Raw genomic sequence first — 12,807 nt, 5'->3', positions numbered from 1 at the left:
GCGTCGAACGGTCGTTGGGCGATCCGATAGCGGCGGTTCGCAACGAGCGCGGCCTTCGGGCGTTAGGAGGGGCCGCCGAACAGCCAAGGTTCTCGATGCGTCCGATCCTCCTGCTCGCCTGCCTGATGGGGCTGGCCGCCTGCGCCATCCATCCGGGCAAGGTCGATCATGTCCGTTTCGCCAGCGATGCGAAGACGGTGCTGGCCACCACCCAGGAAGGGGCGTTGCGCGGGGCGGAGGGCGACGGAACCCGGGCCTTCCTGGGCGTGCCCTATGCCGCGCCGCCGGTGGGGGAGCGGCGATGGCGGGCGCCGCAGCCGGTTCAGGCCTGGGCCGGCGTGCGCGACGCGACGCGGATCGGGGCGGACTGCACCCAGGCCATCGGCCGGCGCGCGATCCTGGGCGGGGGCGGCGGGATCGTCGTAGGGTCCGAGGACTGCCTGTACCTGAACATCTATGCGCCGGCGGGCGAAGCGGAGCGGACCAGGCCGGTGATGGTCTATATCCCCGGCGGGGCCTTCACCGTGGGGGCGGGCGCCAACTACGACCCGTCCAAGCTGGCCCGCGAACAAGGGCGGGTGGTGGTGACGCTTAACTATCGGCTGGGCGCCCTGGGCTGGCTGGCCCATCCGGGGTTTCAGGCGACCGGCGAAGGGTTGGGCGGCAACTTCGGCCTGATGGACCAGCAGGCGGCGCTGAAATGGGTGCATCGGAACATCGCGGCCTTCGGCGGCGATCCGAACGACGTGACCCTGTTCGCGGAAAGCGCGGGGGCCTGGAGCGCCTGCTATCTGATGGTGTCGCCGCGGTCGCAAGGGCTCTATCAGCGCGTCATCCTGCAGAGCGGGGGGTGCCTGGAGCCGTCGTCCCTGGTCGCCGCCCAGGACGCCGCCCAGTCGGGGCCGATGTTCGCCGAACGGCTGGGGTGCGCAGGCGAGGACCAGATCGCCTGCCTGAAGGCGATGCCGGCCTGGCGGTTGTCGCGCGCGGCCTCGCTAAGGGCGGGGATCAACGGGCCGGGGTCGTGGGGGCCGGTCCACACCGACGCGACCGTGCCGGAAAACCCCGCCGAAGCGTTGCGCGAGGGGCGGTTCACCTAGGTTCCGGTCCTGATCGGCACGAACCTGGACGAGGGGCGGCTGTTCGCCAACGAGGTCAAGACGATGGATCGCTATCGGAAAGAGACGATCTGGATGTACGGCGACCAGGGCCAGCGGGTGCTGGCTCGCTATCCGGTAGGCCCGGACGGCCCGGCCTATGCCATCGCGGCCAATTTCACCGATCAGAGGTTCGCCTGTCCGTCGCAGGCGCTGCGGCGGGTGCTGTCCGCCCATGTGCCGGTGTGGGGTTACGAGTTCGCGGATCGCCAGGCGCCGTTCGTGCTGCCCGACTGGGTCGTGGGCCTGGACCTGGGCGCCTATCATGCCAGCGAGTTGGCCTATGTCTTCGGGACCAGTTGGGTATTTGCGGACGTTAAACGGTTCACGCCGGCGCAGAAGGCGTTGTCGGAGCGGATGCAGCGGCTATGGGCGGCGTTCGGCACGGAGGGGTTCGCGGCCGAATGGCCCCGCGTCGAGGGTGCGGGGCCTGTCAGGGTTTTCGCGCCCCAGGGCGACCGGATGGACGACGACTTCTTCGCGCGCCACCACTGCGCCTTCTGGGACGGGACTCCGTTCGGGGCGGTGCACTGACGCTTAAAGGAAGCGGACGGTCACGCCGGGCTTGACCTTGTCGGCCAAGGTCCAGGCGTCCCAGTTGGTCAGGCGGACGCACCCGTGCGACGCCGTCTTGCCGACCAGTTCCGGGTCGGGCGCGCCATGGATGCCGTAACTCGGCTTGTTCAGGTCGATCCAGACGACGCCGACCGGATTGTTGGGACCGGGCTTGACCACCACCTTCTCCTTGCCGTCGCCATAGCTGAGCTTGGACGGGTCGTAGGTGTAGTCGGGATTGCGGGCCACGCCGTTGACCTTGACTGTGCCGGTCGGGGTCGGATTGTCGCCGCTGCCGATGGTGGCGGGAAAATAGGCCAACAGCCTGCCTTGGGCGTCATAGGCGCGCACCGACCCCTCCTTCTTGTCCACGTCGATGTGATCGACATCGCCCGGCAGGGGCGAATGATCGACGGCGGGGACCAGCAGGGCCTGGCCGACCTTGTCGAAGTCGGCGCCGGGATTCATGGCGCGCAGCAGGGCCTCGGTGACATAAAAACGTTCGGCCAGGGCCTCCACGATATTGGCGTAGCCCATGTGCGGAGCCTGGCCCTGGGCCGCCAGATCGGTCGGGACCACGCCGATATAGGGGCCGGCGACGTCCTGTTGCGTGATCCGATAGGTGGTCGTCACGGGGCCGGCGCCCCCCGCCCGCAGCCGCCCCATGACCTCGGCGTCCAACTGGCCGTTCACCGGCAACCCCTGCGCCTTCTGGAAGGCGGATATGGCCTGGCGCATGTTGGAGCCGGCTAGGCCGTCGATGGCGCCGGGCGAAAAACGCGCGCGCTCGAGCAGCACCTGGGCGCGGATCAGGGCGGGGTCGGGCTGGGCCTGAGGCTGAGTCGCGCCAGCCGGGTCCTGGCCTGGCGGCGTCGGCTGGGCGGGGGGCGCATAGGCGGCGTTCTCGATGGCGTCGCGAGACAGGGGGCCGGTCTGGCCGACCTGGGCGGCGGGGGCGTCGGGCTCGTTCCGGGGCGAACAGGCGCTCAGGGACAGGATGGCGAAGGCGGCGAGATAGGCGGGATGGTTCATCAAGAAGCTTTCAGCAGTCGGTCGCAGGGGCGGCGCGCGGGATCAATTCTGTTCGCCGGTCGCAGGATCGGTCTCGGTCTCGCCCGAGTTGGATGAGCCTTCCGCGCCCTCGGGCTCGGTCGCCGGGCGGGGCGGCTGGCCAGGCTTGTCCGGGCGGAGGTTTTCGTTCTCGACTTTGCGGTCGTCGGGGCGGCTGTCGGTCATTTTCGTCTCCCTTGGAGGGGAGGCAACGCGCGGGACGGGCGACGGCTCCGTCAACACCCGTTCACCATGCCCATCAACCGTGCCGAAACGCGGGGGGCGTATGGGTTCGGCTGGAACGGACCTTGCTGCACAAGGTTCGACGAGGACGGCATGAGCGGAAAACTGCAGGTCGAGATCGCGGAGGCCGGCGCGCTGAATGGCGAGGCCGTAGCCCTGTGGCGCGCCTGGACGGCCGAGAGCCCCGATTTGGCCAGCCCCTATTTTCGCTGGGACTACGCCGAGATCGCCAGTCGCGTCTGCCCTGGGGCCGCCATCGCGGTGTTCCGGCGCCAGGGGCGGATCGTAGGCTTCTTCCCGCATCAGAGGCGCGGCGGAGCCGTGCAGCCTCTGGGCGCGCCGATGAACGACTATCACGGCGTGATCGCGCCGGTGGGGGAGACGATCACCCTGGAGGACACCGCGCGGCTGCTGAAGGCGCGGCGGCTGGCCGTGCCGGGCTGGATCGGGGCGGGCGAGGCGGGCCAGGCGCGCCAGACCGTCCAGGCGGCCATGCCCGAGGAGGGCTATGACGCCTGGTACGCCGAACGCCGCCGCACCTTCGGCAAATATTTCAAGGACAAGGAGCGGGCGCGTCGCAGCCTGGAGGCCGAGCTGGGGCCGATCCGGGTGGAGCGCGGCCTGCGAGACCCGGCCCTGCTGGACCAGCTGATCGACCTGAAGGCGGCGCAGTATCGGCGCTCGGGCCTGCACGACATCTTCGCCTGCGGCTGGACGCGGGACCTGCTGCACGCCCTGATGGCCGAGCCGCGCGCGGATTTCGGCGCCTCGATGGCGGCGATGCACGCGGGGGAAAAGCTGGTGGCGGTGGAATTCTCGCTGCACGCCGGGCGGCAGTACCATTTCTGGTTCCCGGTCTATGAGCCCGCCCTGGCGCGGTGTTCGCCCGGAATCCTGTTGAGCATGGACACGATGCGGCTGGCCTCGGCCGAGGGGTTCCGGGTGTTCGACTTCGGCTTCGAAGGCGAGCCCTACAAGAAGTATTTCGTCAACGCCCGCCAGACGGTGCGCGAGGCCGTGGTCTTGCGGCCCGGTTTGGGACAGGCGCTGGCCGACATGGCGGCGGGCGCGCTGGCGCAGGCGGGCGACAGGGGCGAGAGGGTCCGAACCTCCCTGCGCCGACGCTGGACCACCATAGAAGCGTGCGAACCGACGTCGGCCGGACGGCTGAGGGGCGCCGCCGCCGCGGCCCGCGCCGCCGCGCGCAAGCTGGCCGCCAGGAAGAAGACGTCCGCGCGCGTCGCCCATGCTTGAAGAAGAGGCTGCGATGACCGAACGCCGCACCCGTTATCCCGGCCCGATCGCCGAGGCCAGGGATCATCCCCATACGCTGGTCGCGCAGGGATTCGCCGAGGATGCGGCCCTGGCGGCCGTGCTGGATCGGTATCCGGCCGAACTGTTCGACATCAACCTTTACGACTTCGACGACGAGGGTCAGGTCAGCCTGCGTACGGGCGCGCGCGGGCGCCTGTCGGGCGCGGACCTGCTGGAGGCGATCAAACAGGGTCGTCTGTGGGTCAATCTGCGCGAGGTCGAGACGGGGTGGCCCGAGTTGTGGGCCGCCGCCATGAAGGATTTCGCGGCCATCCAGGCGACCTATCCGGGGATGCGGGCGGTTCGGAACGCGGGGCAGTTGATCCTGTCCTCGCCCAAGGCGCGGGTGCCCTATCACTTCGATGCGGCGGGGGTTGTGCTGTTCCACCTGCGCGGTCGCAAGCGGATCTTCGTCTATCCGGGCGACGAAGGGCATCTGCCCGAGCGCAACATGGAACAGGTGGTGGCGCGTCAGACGACCGAGGAACTGCCCTATGCCCTGGCGTTCGAGGACGACGCCCAGGTGATGGACCTGGAGCCGGGCCGGGCGCTGACCTGGCCGCTGTATGCGCCGCATCGGGTGGAGAATCTGGATCGGTTCTGCGTCAGCCTGTCGATGGATTTCCAGACCTGGCCGTCGCGGTTCAGGAACGGGGCGCTGTTCACCAATGCGGTGATCCGCGGCCGAGGCGGGCGGCCGCGCCAGACCGACGGCATGAGCACGCCCGAACTGGCGGCGCGCTGGGCCGCGTCCCTGGCGCTGAAGCGGGCGGGGGCGATGAAAAGCCGTATCGCCCATTTCGAGCGCGACTTCGAACCGGAAGTCGGGGCGGCGGACGGAGCGGGACTGCTGAAGGCGTTCTGAGACCTTCGCGTTAAATCGAGTTCATGACCTGAAGTTAAAATGACTTTGCGGCGGGCGTCGCGCACCTTCCTTGCACAGACGGGAAGGGAAAGCCGACATGAAGACCGCACTGATCGCCGCCGCCGCCGCCGCCGCTCTGACGGGCTTGGCCGCCGCCCCCGCCTCGGCCGCCGAGGTTCAGATCCGCAACGCCGTGGCGCGGGTCGTGGTGATCGTGGAGGACCGCCAGGACATCGGGGTCGAGGTGACGCAGGGCGGATCGCGACTGCCGGCCATTCAGGTGCGCCGCGACGGTCGCGACGTCCGCATCGACGGCGGACTGGGCCGCAACGGGGCTTTCTGGGCCAATGGCGGCAATCGCATCCGCAGTTGCAACACCGGCCGGGCCGACGCCGCCGATCCGGGACGGGGCGCGACGGTCGAGGTGCGCGACCTGGGTCGGTTGCGCCTGGAGGATGCGCCGATGATCGTGATTCGCACGCCGCGCGACGTGGACGTCAGCGCCGGCGGGGCCGTGTTCGGTTCGATCGGACGGGGCGCTCGCTCGGTCGATCTGGACAGCGGCGGATGCGGCGCCTGGAACGTCGCCAATGTCGACGGCCGTCTGTCGCTGGGCGTGGGCGGGTCCGGCTCCATCCGCGCGGGAACGTCGCGCGCCCTGCACGCCAACGTGGGCGGGTCGGGCAGCATCTATTCCGGCGCGACGGGCGACCTGAGGGCGGCGGTCGGCGGCTCGGGCAATGTCGATGTGGCCAGCGCCGGCGGCCAGGGCGATCTGTCCATCGGCGGCTCGGGCGGAGTCAATGTGCGCCAGGGGCGGATGGACAAGCTGTCGGTCGCCATCGGCGGATCGGGCGACGTGCGCTACGGCGGGGCGACCCGCGATCTGAGCGTGGCCATCGCCGGCTCGGGCAATGTCCGCGTCGCTTCCGCCACCGGGGCGGTGTCGCGCACCGTGGTCGGATCGGGCTCGCTGCAGATCGGGCGCTGAGGTCCGCCTCTTCGCTTGAAACGGAAGGCCCCCGGTCGTGGAACCCCGGGGGCCTTCTCGTATGCGCGATGGAAAAAGCCCCGGCGGATCGCTCCGCCGGGGCCTCTTTGTCTTCCAATGGGGACCGGCGGCTGGATCAGAAGCCGCGCAGGCCCGGCAGGCCCGCCAGGGTGCGGCCCAGGTTGGCGCCGGCGCGATCCAGCGATTGCAGCGTGCCGCCGAAGTTGTAGCGGGCGCCCACGACGAAGTTGTCGGAATCGACGTCCACGTCGTTCAGCGAAACGCGCTGCCACGAGCCGAACAGGCTGAACGGGCTGTTGTCCAGCTGGTACTCGGCGCCGACGCCATAGGCCCAGGCGTCGATTTCGCCGACCGAGTCCACGTCGACGTTGTTGTAGGACACGCCGGCGTTCAGGCGCAGCGACGGGTTGACGTAATAGGCGGCGTCGCCGCCGAACGTCCAGGCGTCAGCGCCGTCCAGATCGGTGTAGGCGACCACGCCGGTCAGGGTGGCGGACAGCAGATACTTCTGCACTTCGCCGCCGACCGAGAAATAGTTCTCGCCGCCGATGTCCGACACGCCCGCGAAGGCGCCGGCGCGCAGGTCCGAGCCGAAGGTCTTGGTCAGGTGAGCGGCGGCCGCGCCGACGGTGTCGTCGCCGAAATCGCTGTCGGCGTAGGCGACCGAACCGTTGACGGTCACGGTCCATTCCGGGGCGACCTTCACGGCGGCGACGCCGTCCAGGGTCGCGCCGTCGGTCTTCAGGCCTTCGGTGTCGGTGTGGGCATAGCCCAGGCCGACCGAGCCAACGGACTCTTGAGCAAAGGCCGGGGCGGCGAACAGGGCGGCGGCGGCCGAGGCGAGGAGGATCGTCTTCATTTTGTTTTGTCCTTAGCAGTCATGCCCGGATGGGGGTCCGGGAGGGGCGCCTGCTATCAGCATACGGACTAAGCGCAGCATCAAACCGCCGTTCGCCAAGCCGCTGTCGTCAAGTTGTTGCGCGTCTGTCACGCACTACGGCAAGAATGTGTCGTCATAGCGGAGCAGCTGAGGCAAGGCCTTCGTGTCCGTCCACGATAGAGGGACTTAACCCGAAGCGGGGCCGAGCACCGTCGATTTCCGCGCCGGATCGGACGGCTGACGGGGCGTGAGGGAAACCTGCCTGCGCCTCGGTTTCGCCGCTTGACGAAAACGGAATCGGTAGGCATAAGCCACCACTCTTGTTGGACCGGCTGTGCACTTCGGTGCAGACGCGGTTCGCAAGAACGACCTAAGTCACTGTTCTTTGCAGCTTCTTGGGACTTCAACGGCCTTCGCGGGCGACTGCGTGGGCCGATCGTTTTTGCGGATTTGCGTATCCTGAGGGCCTAGCGCCCGAAGGCCTTCGGTCTTTGAAATGGTTCACAGGGACGCGGTCCTCCGACCGCATTGGAAGTAAGCACCGATATGGATCAAAGCATCCGCATCAGGCTCAAGGCCTTTGATCATCGCGTCCTCGATTTCTCGACGCGCGAGATCGTCAACACCGCCAAGCGCACCGGCGCGACCGTTCGCGGTCCGATCCCGCTGCCGACCCTGATCGAGAAGTTCACCGTGAACCGCTCGCCGCACGTCGATAAGAAGTCGCGTGAGCAGTTTGAAATCCGCACGCACAAGCGCGTGCTCGACATCGTCGACCCCACCCCGCAGACCGTGGACGCGCTCATGAAGCTCGACCTGTCCGCCGGCGTGGACGTCGAGATCAAGATTTAAAGTAGAAAGAGGCGGGATCCGATGCGCACGGGCGTGATCGCCAAGAAGCTGGGCATGACCCGCGTGTTCGCCGATGACGGCGCGCACGTTCCGGTCACTGTGCTGCAGCTCGACGGCTGCCAAGTCGTCGGCCAACGTACCCAGGAGCGTGACGGCTACGTCGCTCTCCAACTGGGCGCTGGCGCGAAGAAGGCTAAGAACACCAACAAGGCTCAACGCGAGACCTTCGCCAAGGCGGAAGTCGAGCCGAAAGCCTATGTCACCGAGTTCCGCGTCGATGCGGACGGTCTGCTGGACGTGGGCGCCGAACTGTCGGCTGAACATTTCGTGGTCGGCCAGAAGGTGGACATCCAGGGCGAGACCATCGGCAAGGGTTTCGCCGGCGCCATGAAGCGCTGGAACTTCGGCGGCCTTCGCGCCACCCACGGCGTGTCGCTGTCGCACCGTTCGCACGGTTCGACGGGCAACCGTCAGGATCCGGGCCGTACCTTCCCGGGCAAGAAGATGGCCGGTCACTACGGCGCCGAAACCGTCACCACCCAGAACCTGACCGTCGTCCGCGTGGACGCCGAGCGCGGCCTGATCCTGATCAAGGGCGCCGTACCCGGTCACGACGGCGGCTACGTCAAGGTTCGCGACGCCATCAAGAAGGCCCGTCCGGCCGACGCCCCGTTCCCGGGCGCCGTCAAGTCGGCTGGCAAGTCCAATGGGGCCGCTCAACCCGCCTCGACCCCGGCTGAAGAAGCCCCCGTCGAAGCGACCGAAGGCGGTGAAGCGTAATGAAACTCTCTGTCATCCAACTCGACGGCAAGGCCGCCGGCGACGTGGAGCTGTCGGACGCCGTCTTCGGCATCGCCGATATCCGCGGCGACCTGCTGGCCCGCACCGTGAACTGGCAACTGGCCAAGCGCCGCGCCGGCACGCACAAGGTTCAAACCCGTAACGAGAACTCTCGCACGGGCAAGAAGATGTACAAGCAGAAGGGCACCGGCGGCGCTCGTCACGGTTCGCGCCGTGCGCCGCAGTTCGTCGGCGGCTCGCGCGCCTTCGGCCCGGTCGTTCGCGACCACGGCTTCTCGCTGCCGAAGAAAATCCGCGCCCTGGCCCTGCGTCACGCCCTGTCCTCCAAGGCGAAGTCCGGCGACCTGATCGTCGTCGACACCGTCTCGGTCAAGGAAGCCAAGACGGCCGCCCTGCGCGAGACCTTCGGCAAGCTGGGCTGGACCAAGGCTCTCATCATCGCGGGTCCGGAAGTCGATGCGAACTTCGGTCTGGCCGCACGCAACATCCCGCACATCGACGTGCTGCCGAGCGCCGGCCTGAACGTCTATGACATCCTGCGGGCTGACAAGCTGGTGCTGACCAAGGCCGCCATCGAGGCCATCGAAGCCCGCTTCAGCGATAAGGAAGCCGCGTAATGGCCGCTCAACCTACCGCCAAGCACTACGACACCATCCTGGCCCCGGTGATCACCGAAAAGGCCACGATCCTGTCCGAGCAGAACAAGGTCGTCTTCCGCGTCGCCGACACGGCGTCCAAGGACGAGATCGCAGCCGCGGTCGAAAGCCTGTTCAAAGTCAACGTCGTCAAGGTCAACACCCTGGTTCAAAAGGGCAAGACCAAGCGCTTCCGGGGCATCCTGGGTCGTCGCGTCGACATCAAAAAAGCGATCGTGACCCTGGCCGACGGCCAGTCGATCGACGTCACCACGGGGCTCTGATCAGATGGCCTTGAAACATTACAATCCGACTTCGCCGGGCCGTCGCGCCCTCGTGCTGGTCGACCGTTCGGAACTCCACAAGGGCCGCCCGGAAAAGTCGCTGACCGAAGGCCTGACCAAGTCGGGCGGACGCGGGCAGGGCGGTCGCATCGCGGTCCGCTTCCGCGGCGGCGGCGCCAAGACCCTGTACCGCAAGATCGACTTCAAGCGTCGCAAGTGGGACATGGTCGGCACGGTCGAGCGTCTGGAATACGACCCGAACCGCACGGCCTTCATCGCCCTCGTGACCTACGAAGACGGTGAAAAGACCTACATCATCGCGCCGCAACGCCTCAAGGCGGGCGACACGATCGTGGCGGGCGAAAAGACCGACGTGAAGCCGGGCAACGCCATGCCGCTGCGTTCGATGCCGGTGGGTACGATCATCCACAACATCGAAATGAAGCCCGGCAAGGGCGCCCAGCTGGCCCGTTCGGCCGGCGCCTACGCCCAGCTGGTCGGCCGCGATCAGGGCTACGCCCAGATCCGTCTCGGCTCGGGCGAGCTTCGCATGGTCCTGGACGGCTGCATCGCCACGGTGGGCGCGGTCTCGAACCCCGACCACATGAACCAGAACCTGGGCAAGGCCGGTCGCAAGCGTCACATGGGCTTCCGCCCGCACGTTCGCGGCGTCGCCATGAACCCGATCGACCACCCGCACGGTGGTGGTGAAGGCCGGACCTCCGGCGGTCGCACCCCCGTCACCCCGTGGGGCAAGGACACCAAGGGCACCCGTACCCGCAAGAACAAGGCTACGGACAAGTTCATCATCCGTACCCGCCACGTTAAGAAGGCTCGCTAAGAATGGCCCGCTCCTCCTGGAAAGGCCCGTTTGTCGACGGGTATCTGCTCAAGAAGGCCGACGCCGTTCAATCGTCGGGCCGCAAGGACGTGATCAAGACCTGGTCGCGCCGCTCCACCATCCTGCCGCAGTTCGTCGGTCTGACGTTCGGCGTCCATAACGGTCAGAAGCACGTGCCCGTGTCGGTCTCGGAAGAGATGGTCGGCCTGAAGCTCGGCGAGTTCGCCCCGACCCGGAACTTCCCCGGTCACGCGGCGGACAAGAAGGCCAAGAGGAAGTAACCGATGGCCCAGACCAAGAACACCCGGCGGGTCGGTTCGACCGAAGCCCGCGCCAAGCTGGTCAACGTTCGCATCAGCCCGCAAAAGCTGAACCTGGTGGCCGCCTCGATCCGCGGTCTGCCGGTCCAGAAGGCGCTGAACGAGCTTGAATTCAGCCGCAAGCGCATCGCCGGCGACGTCCGCAAGGTCCTGTATTCGGCGATCTCCAACGCCGAGAACAACCACAACCTCGACATCGACAACCTGGTCGTCGCCGAGGCCTTCGTGGGCAAGAACCTGGTGATGAAGCGTTTCGCGAGCCGCGCTCGTGGTCGCTCGTCGCGCATCCTGAAACCGTTCAGCGAGATCACCATCGTGGTCCGCGAAGCCGGCGAGGCCGCCTGATGGGACAGAAAATCAATCCGGTCGGTCTGCGCCTCGGCGTGAACCGCACGTGGGACAGCCGCTGGTTCGCCGGCGGCGCCGACTACGCCCGCCTGCTGCACCAGGACCTGAAGCTGCGCGAGTGGCTGAAGGAACGCCTGGCCGCCGCCGGCGTGTCGCGCATCATCATCGAGCGCCCGCACAAGAAGTGCCGCATCACCATCTACGCCGCCCGTCCGGGCGTCGTGATCGGCAAGAAGGGCGCCGACATCGAGAAGCTCCGCAAGGACATCTCGGCCCGCACCGAGGGTGAAGTTCACCTGAACATCATCGAGGTCCGCAAGCCGGAAACCGACGCCCAGCTGATCGCCGAGAACATCGCGCAGCAGCTGGAGCGCCGCGTGGCCTTCCGCCGCGCCATGAAGCGTTCGATTCAATCGGCCATGCGTCTGGGCGCCAAGGGCATTCGCATGAATGTCTCGGGTCGTCTGGGCGGCGCGGAAATCGCGCGTATGGAATGGTACCGCGAAGGTCGCGTGCCGCTGCACACGCTGCGCGCCGACATCGACTACGGCTTCTACGAAGCCAAGACGACCTACGGCATCATCGGCGTGAAGGTCTGGGTGTTCAAAGGCGAAGTGCTCGAGCACGATCCGATGGCCCAGGACAAGCGTTGGGCCCAGGAAGCCTCGGGTCCGTCCTCGAACGAAGGCCGCGAACGCGGCGGCCCCCGTGGCGACCGCGGTCCGCGTCGCGACCGGGGACGTGAGAACTAAGTCATGTTGCAACCGAAGAAGACCAAGTACCGCAAGGCCTTCAAGGGCCGGATTCACGGCTCGGCCAAGGGCGGTTTCTCGCTGAACTTCGGGTCGTACGGCCTGAAGACGCTGGAGCCGGAACGCATCACCGCGCGTCAGATCGAAGCGGCTCGCCGCGCGATCACCCGCCAGATGAAGCGTCAGGGCCGGGTGTGGATCCGCGTCTTCCCCGACCTGCCCGTCACGGGCAAGCCGGCCGAAGTGCGGATGGGCAAGGGCAAGGGCGCCGTGGACCACTGGGCCGCGCGCTGCCACCCCGGCCGCATCCTGTTTGAAATCGACGGCGTTCCGGACGATGTCGCCCGCGAAGCGCTCCGTCTCGGCGCAGCCAAGCTGCCGGTCCGCACCAAGGTCGTGACCCGCATCGACGCCGGCGTCGCTCATGTGGAGGCTGCCGCCTAATGACCAAGATCGCCGATCTGCGGTCGCAAACGACCGATCAACTGGCCGACGAGCTGCTGAAGCTCAAGAAGGAACAGTTCAACCTGCGCTTCCAGGCGGCCACCGGCCAGATGGAAAAGACCCACCGCGTGGGTGAAGTGCGCAAAGACATCGCCCGCATCTCGACGCTTCTGCGCGAGAAGCGTGCGGCCTCGTAAGGAAACGAATATGCCCAAGCGAATTCTCGAAGGCGTGGTCGTGTCCGACAAGGGCGAGAAGACCGTCGTCGTCAAGGTGGAGCGCACCCTGCTGCACCCCGTTCTGAAGAAGATCGTTCGTCTTTCGAAGAAGTATCACGCGCACGACGAAGCCAACGCGCTCAAGGTCGGCGACATCGCTCGCATCGTCGAGTGCGCCCCGAAGTCCAAGCTGAAGCGTTGGGAAGTCCTTTCCAACGCCTCCGCCTCGTAATCAG

The 12,807-nt window shown here is 67.3% G+C and carries 19 protein-coding genes; 16 read left to right on the top strand and 3 right to left on the bottom strand.

The annotated features are described in order from the left end of the window. Positions 1–95 precede the first annotated feature (95 nt). Together AC0L6G_RS05710 and AC0L6G_RS05705 are read left to right on the top strand one after the other, a co-directional pair. Positions 96–1,100, top strand: a complete 1,005-nt coding sequence (locus AC0L6G_RS05710; RefSeq protein WP_473252971.1) for a carboxylesterase/lipase family protein — start codon at positions 96–98, stop codon at positions 1,098–1,100. 63 nt (positions 1,101–1,163) lie between these two features. Then, positions 1,164–1,691: a carboxylesterase family protein gene (locus tag AC0L6G_RS05705; RefSeq protein WP_473252970.1), complete on the top strand. Its 528-nt coding sequence runs from the start codon at positions 1,164–1,166 to the stop codon at positions 1,689–1,691. Between the two features lie 3 nt (positions 1,692–1,694). Here AC0L6G_RS05705 and AC0L6G_RS05700 read toward each other — a convergent pair whose 3' ends face one another. Continuing rightward, positions 1,695–2,744 (bottom strand): L,D-transpeptidase family protein, encoded by a 1,050-nt coding sequence (locus AC0L6G_RS05700; RefSeq protein WP_473252969.1) that lies wholly within the window; start codon positions 2,742–2,744, stop codon positions 1,695–1,697. 42 nt (positions 2,745–2,786) lie between these two features. Further along, a complete protein-coding gene (locus AC0L6G_RS05695) occupies positions 2,787–2,948 on the bottom strand; it encodes a hypothetical protein (protein WP_167400474.1) in 162 nt (53 codons plus the stop codon). A gap of 150 nt (positions 2,949–3,098) precedes the next feature. On the opposite strand from AC0L6G_RS05695, the gene AC0L6G_RS05690 reads away from it, so the two are divergent. The 3 genes from AC0L6G_RS05690 (at position 3,099) to AC0L6G_RS05680 (ending at position 6,175) form a co-directional block, all read left to right on the top strand. Next, positions 3,099–4,259, top strand: a complete 1,161-nt coding sequence (locus AC0L6G_RS05690; RefSeq protein WP_293828862.1) for a GNAT family N-acetyltransferase — start codon at positions 3,099–3,101, stop codon at positions 4,257–4,259. 13 nt (positions 4,260–4,272) lie between these two features. Beyond that, positions 4,273–5,184: a transcriptional regulator gene (locus AC0L6G_RS05685; RefSeq protein ID WP_293828861.1), complete on the top strand. Its 912-nt coding sequence runs from the start codon at positions 4,273–4,275 to the stop codon at positions 5,182–5,184. A 97-nt stretch (positions 5,185–5,281) separates the two neighbouring features. Beyond that, positions 5,282–6,175 (top strand): head GIN domain-containing protein, encoded by an 894-nt coding sequence (locus tag AC0L6G_RS05680; RefSeq protein WP_473252968.1) that lies wholly within the window; start codon positions 5,282–5,284, stop codon positions 6,173–6,175. A gap of 136 nt (positions 6,176–6,311) precedes the next feature. Here the strand turns inward: AC0L6G_RS05680 and AC0L6G_RS05675 are convergent, their stop codons facing one another. Further along, entirely contained in the window at positions 6,312–7,055 is a 744-nt protein-coding gene (locus tag AC0L6G_RS05675) for a porin (RefSeq protein WP_150823982.1), read from the bottom strand. Between the two features lie 567 nt (positions 7,056–7,622). Here AC0L6G_RS05675 and rpsJ point away from each other — a divergent pair. Genes rpsJ through rpsQ form a run of 11 tightly spaced genes read left to right on the top strand, consistent with a single transcriptional unit; the run spans position 7,623 to position 12,803 of the window. Next, on the top strand, positions 7,623–7,928 hold the full coding sequence (gene rpsJ / locus AC0L6G_RS05670) for a 30S ribosomal protein S10 (RefSeq protein WP_003164367.1): 306 nt from the start codon (positions 7,623–7,625) through the stop codon (positions 7,926–7,928). Between the two features lie 21 nt (positions 7,929–7,949). Continuing rightward, the gene (gene rplC, locus AC0L6G_RS05665) at positions 7,950–8,708 is read left to right on the top strand and encodes a 50S ribosomal protein L3 (protein WP_473252967.1); all 759 of its coding nucleotides are present in this window, start codon (positions 7,950–7,952) and stop codon (positions 8,706–8,708) included. Next, positions 8,708–9,346 carry a 50S ribosomal protein L4 gene (gene rplD, locus AC0L6G_RS05660; RefSeq protein ID WP_473252966.1) on the top strand — a complete coding sequence of 213 codons (639 nt, stop codon included), beginning with the start codon at positions 8,708–8,710 and terminating at the stop codon, positions 9,344–9,346. The genes rplC and rplD overlap by 1 nt, the downstream gene beginning before the upstream one ends. After that, complete coding sequence (locus tag AC0L6G_RS05655) at positions 9,346–9,648, top strand: 50S ribosomal protein L23 (RefSeq protein ID WP_017506057.1); 303 nt, start codon at positions 9,346–9,348, stop codon at positions 9,646–9,648. The genes rplD and AC0L6G_RS05655 overlap by 1 nt, the downstream gene beginning before the upstream one ends. A 4-nt stretch (positions 9,649–9,652) precedes the next feature. Further along, on the top strand, positions 9,653–10,489 hold the full coding sequence (rplB, locus tag AC0L6G_RS05650) for a 50S ribosomal protein L2 (RefSeq protein ID WP_291540423.1): 837 nt from the start codon (positions 9,653–9,655) through the stop codon (positions 10,487–10,489). A gap of 2 nt (positions 10,490–10,491) precedes the next feature. Then, positions 10,492–10,770 (top strand): 30S ribosomal protein S19, encoded by a 279-nt coding sequence (gene rpsS, locus AC0L6G_RS05645; protein ID WP_473252965.1) that lies wholly within the window; start codon positions 10,492–10,494, stop codon positions 10,768–10,770. A gap of 3 nt (positions 10,771–10,773) precedes the next feature. Next, positions 10,774–11,154, top strand: coding sequence for a 50S ribosomal protein L22 (rplV, locus tag AC0L6G_RS05640; protein WP_291540428.1), 381 nt, complete (start codon positions 10,774–10,776; stop codon positions 11,152–11,154). Continuing rightward, positions 11,154–11,909 (top strand): 30S ribosomal protein S3, encoded by a 756-nt coding sequence (gene rpsC, locus AC0L6G_RS05635; protein ID WP_473252964.1) that lies wholly within the window; start codon positions 11,154–11,156, stop codon positions 11,907–11,909. The genes rplV and rpsC overlap by 1 nt, the downstream gene beginning before the upstream one ends. 3 nt (positions 11,910–11,912) lie before the next feature. Then, complete coding sequence (gene rplP / locus AC0L6G_RS05630; RefSeq protein WP_017506052.1) at positions 11,913–12,353, top strand: 50S ribosomal protein L16; 441 nt, start codon at positions 11,913–11,915, stop codon at positions 12,351–12,353. Continuing rightward, positions 12,353–12,550 (top strand): 50S ribosomal protein L29, encoded by a 198-nt coding sequence (rpmC, locus tag AC0L6G_RS05625; protein WP_054765463.1) that lies wholly within the window; start codon positions 12,353–12,355, stop codon positions 12,548–12,550. Before rplP ends, rpmC begins: the two co-directional genes overlap by 1 nt. Before the next feature lie 10 nt (positions 12,551–12,560). Then, entirely contained in the window at positions 12,561–12,803 is a 243-nt protein-coding gene (gene rpsQ / locus AC0L6G_RS05620; RefSeq protein ID WP_008262472.1) for a 30S ribosomal protein S17, read from the top strand. Positions 12,804–12,807 lie beyond the last annotated feature (4 nt).

Source organism: Brevundimonas sp. D3-1P, from assembly GCF_055809335.1.
The sequence above is the reverse complement of the archived record's forward strand: the minus strand, read 5'-3'. Positions and strand labels throughout refer to the sequence as shown.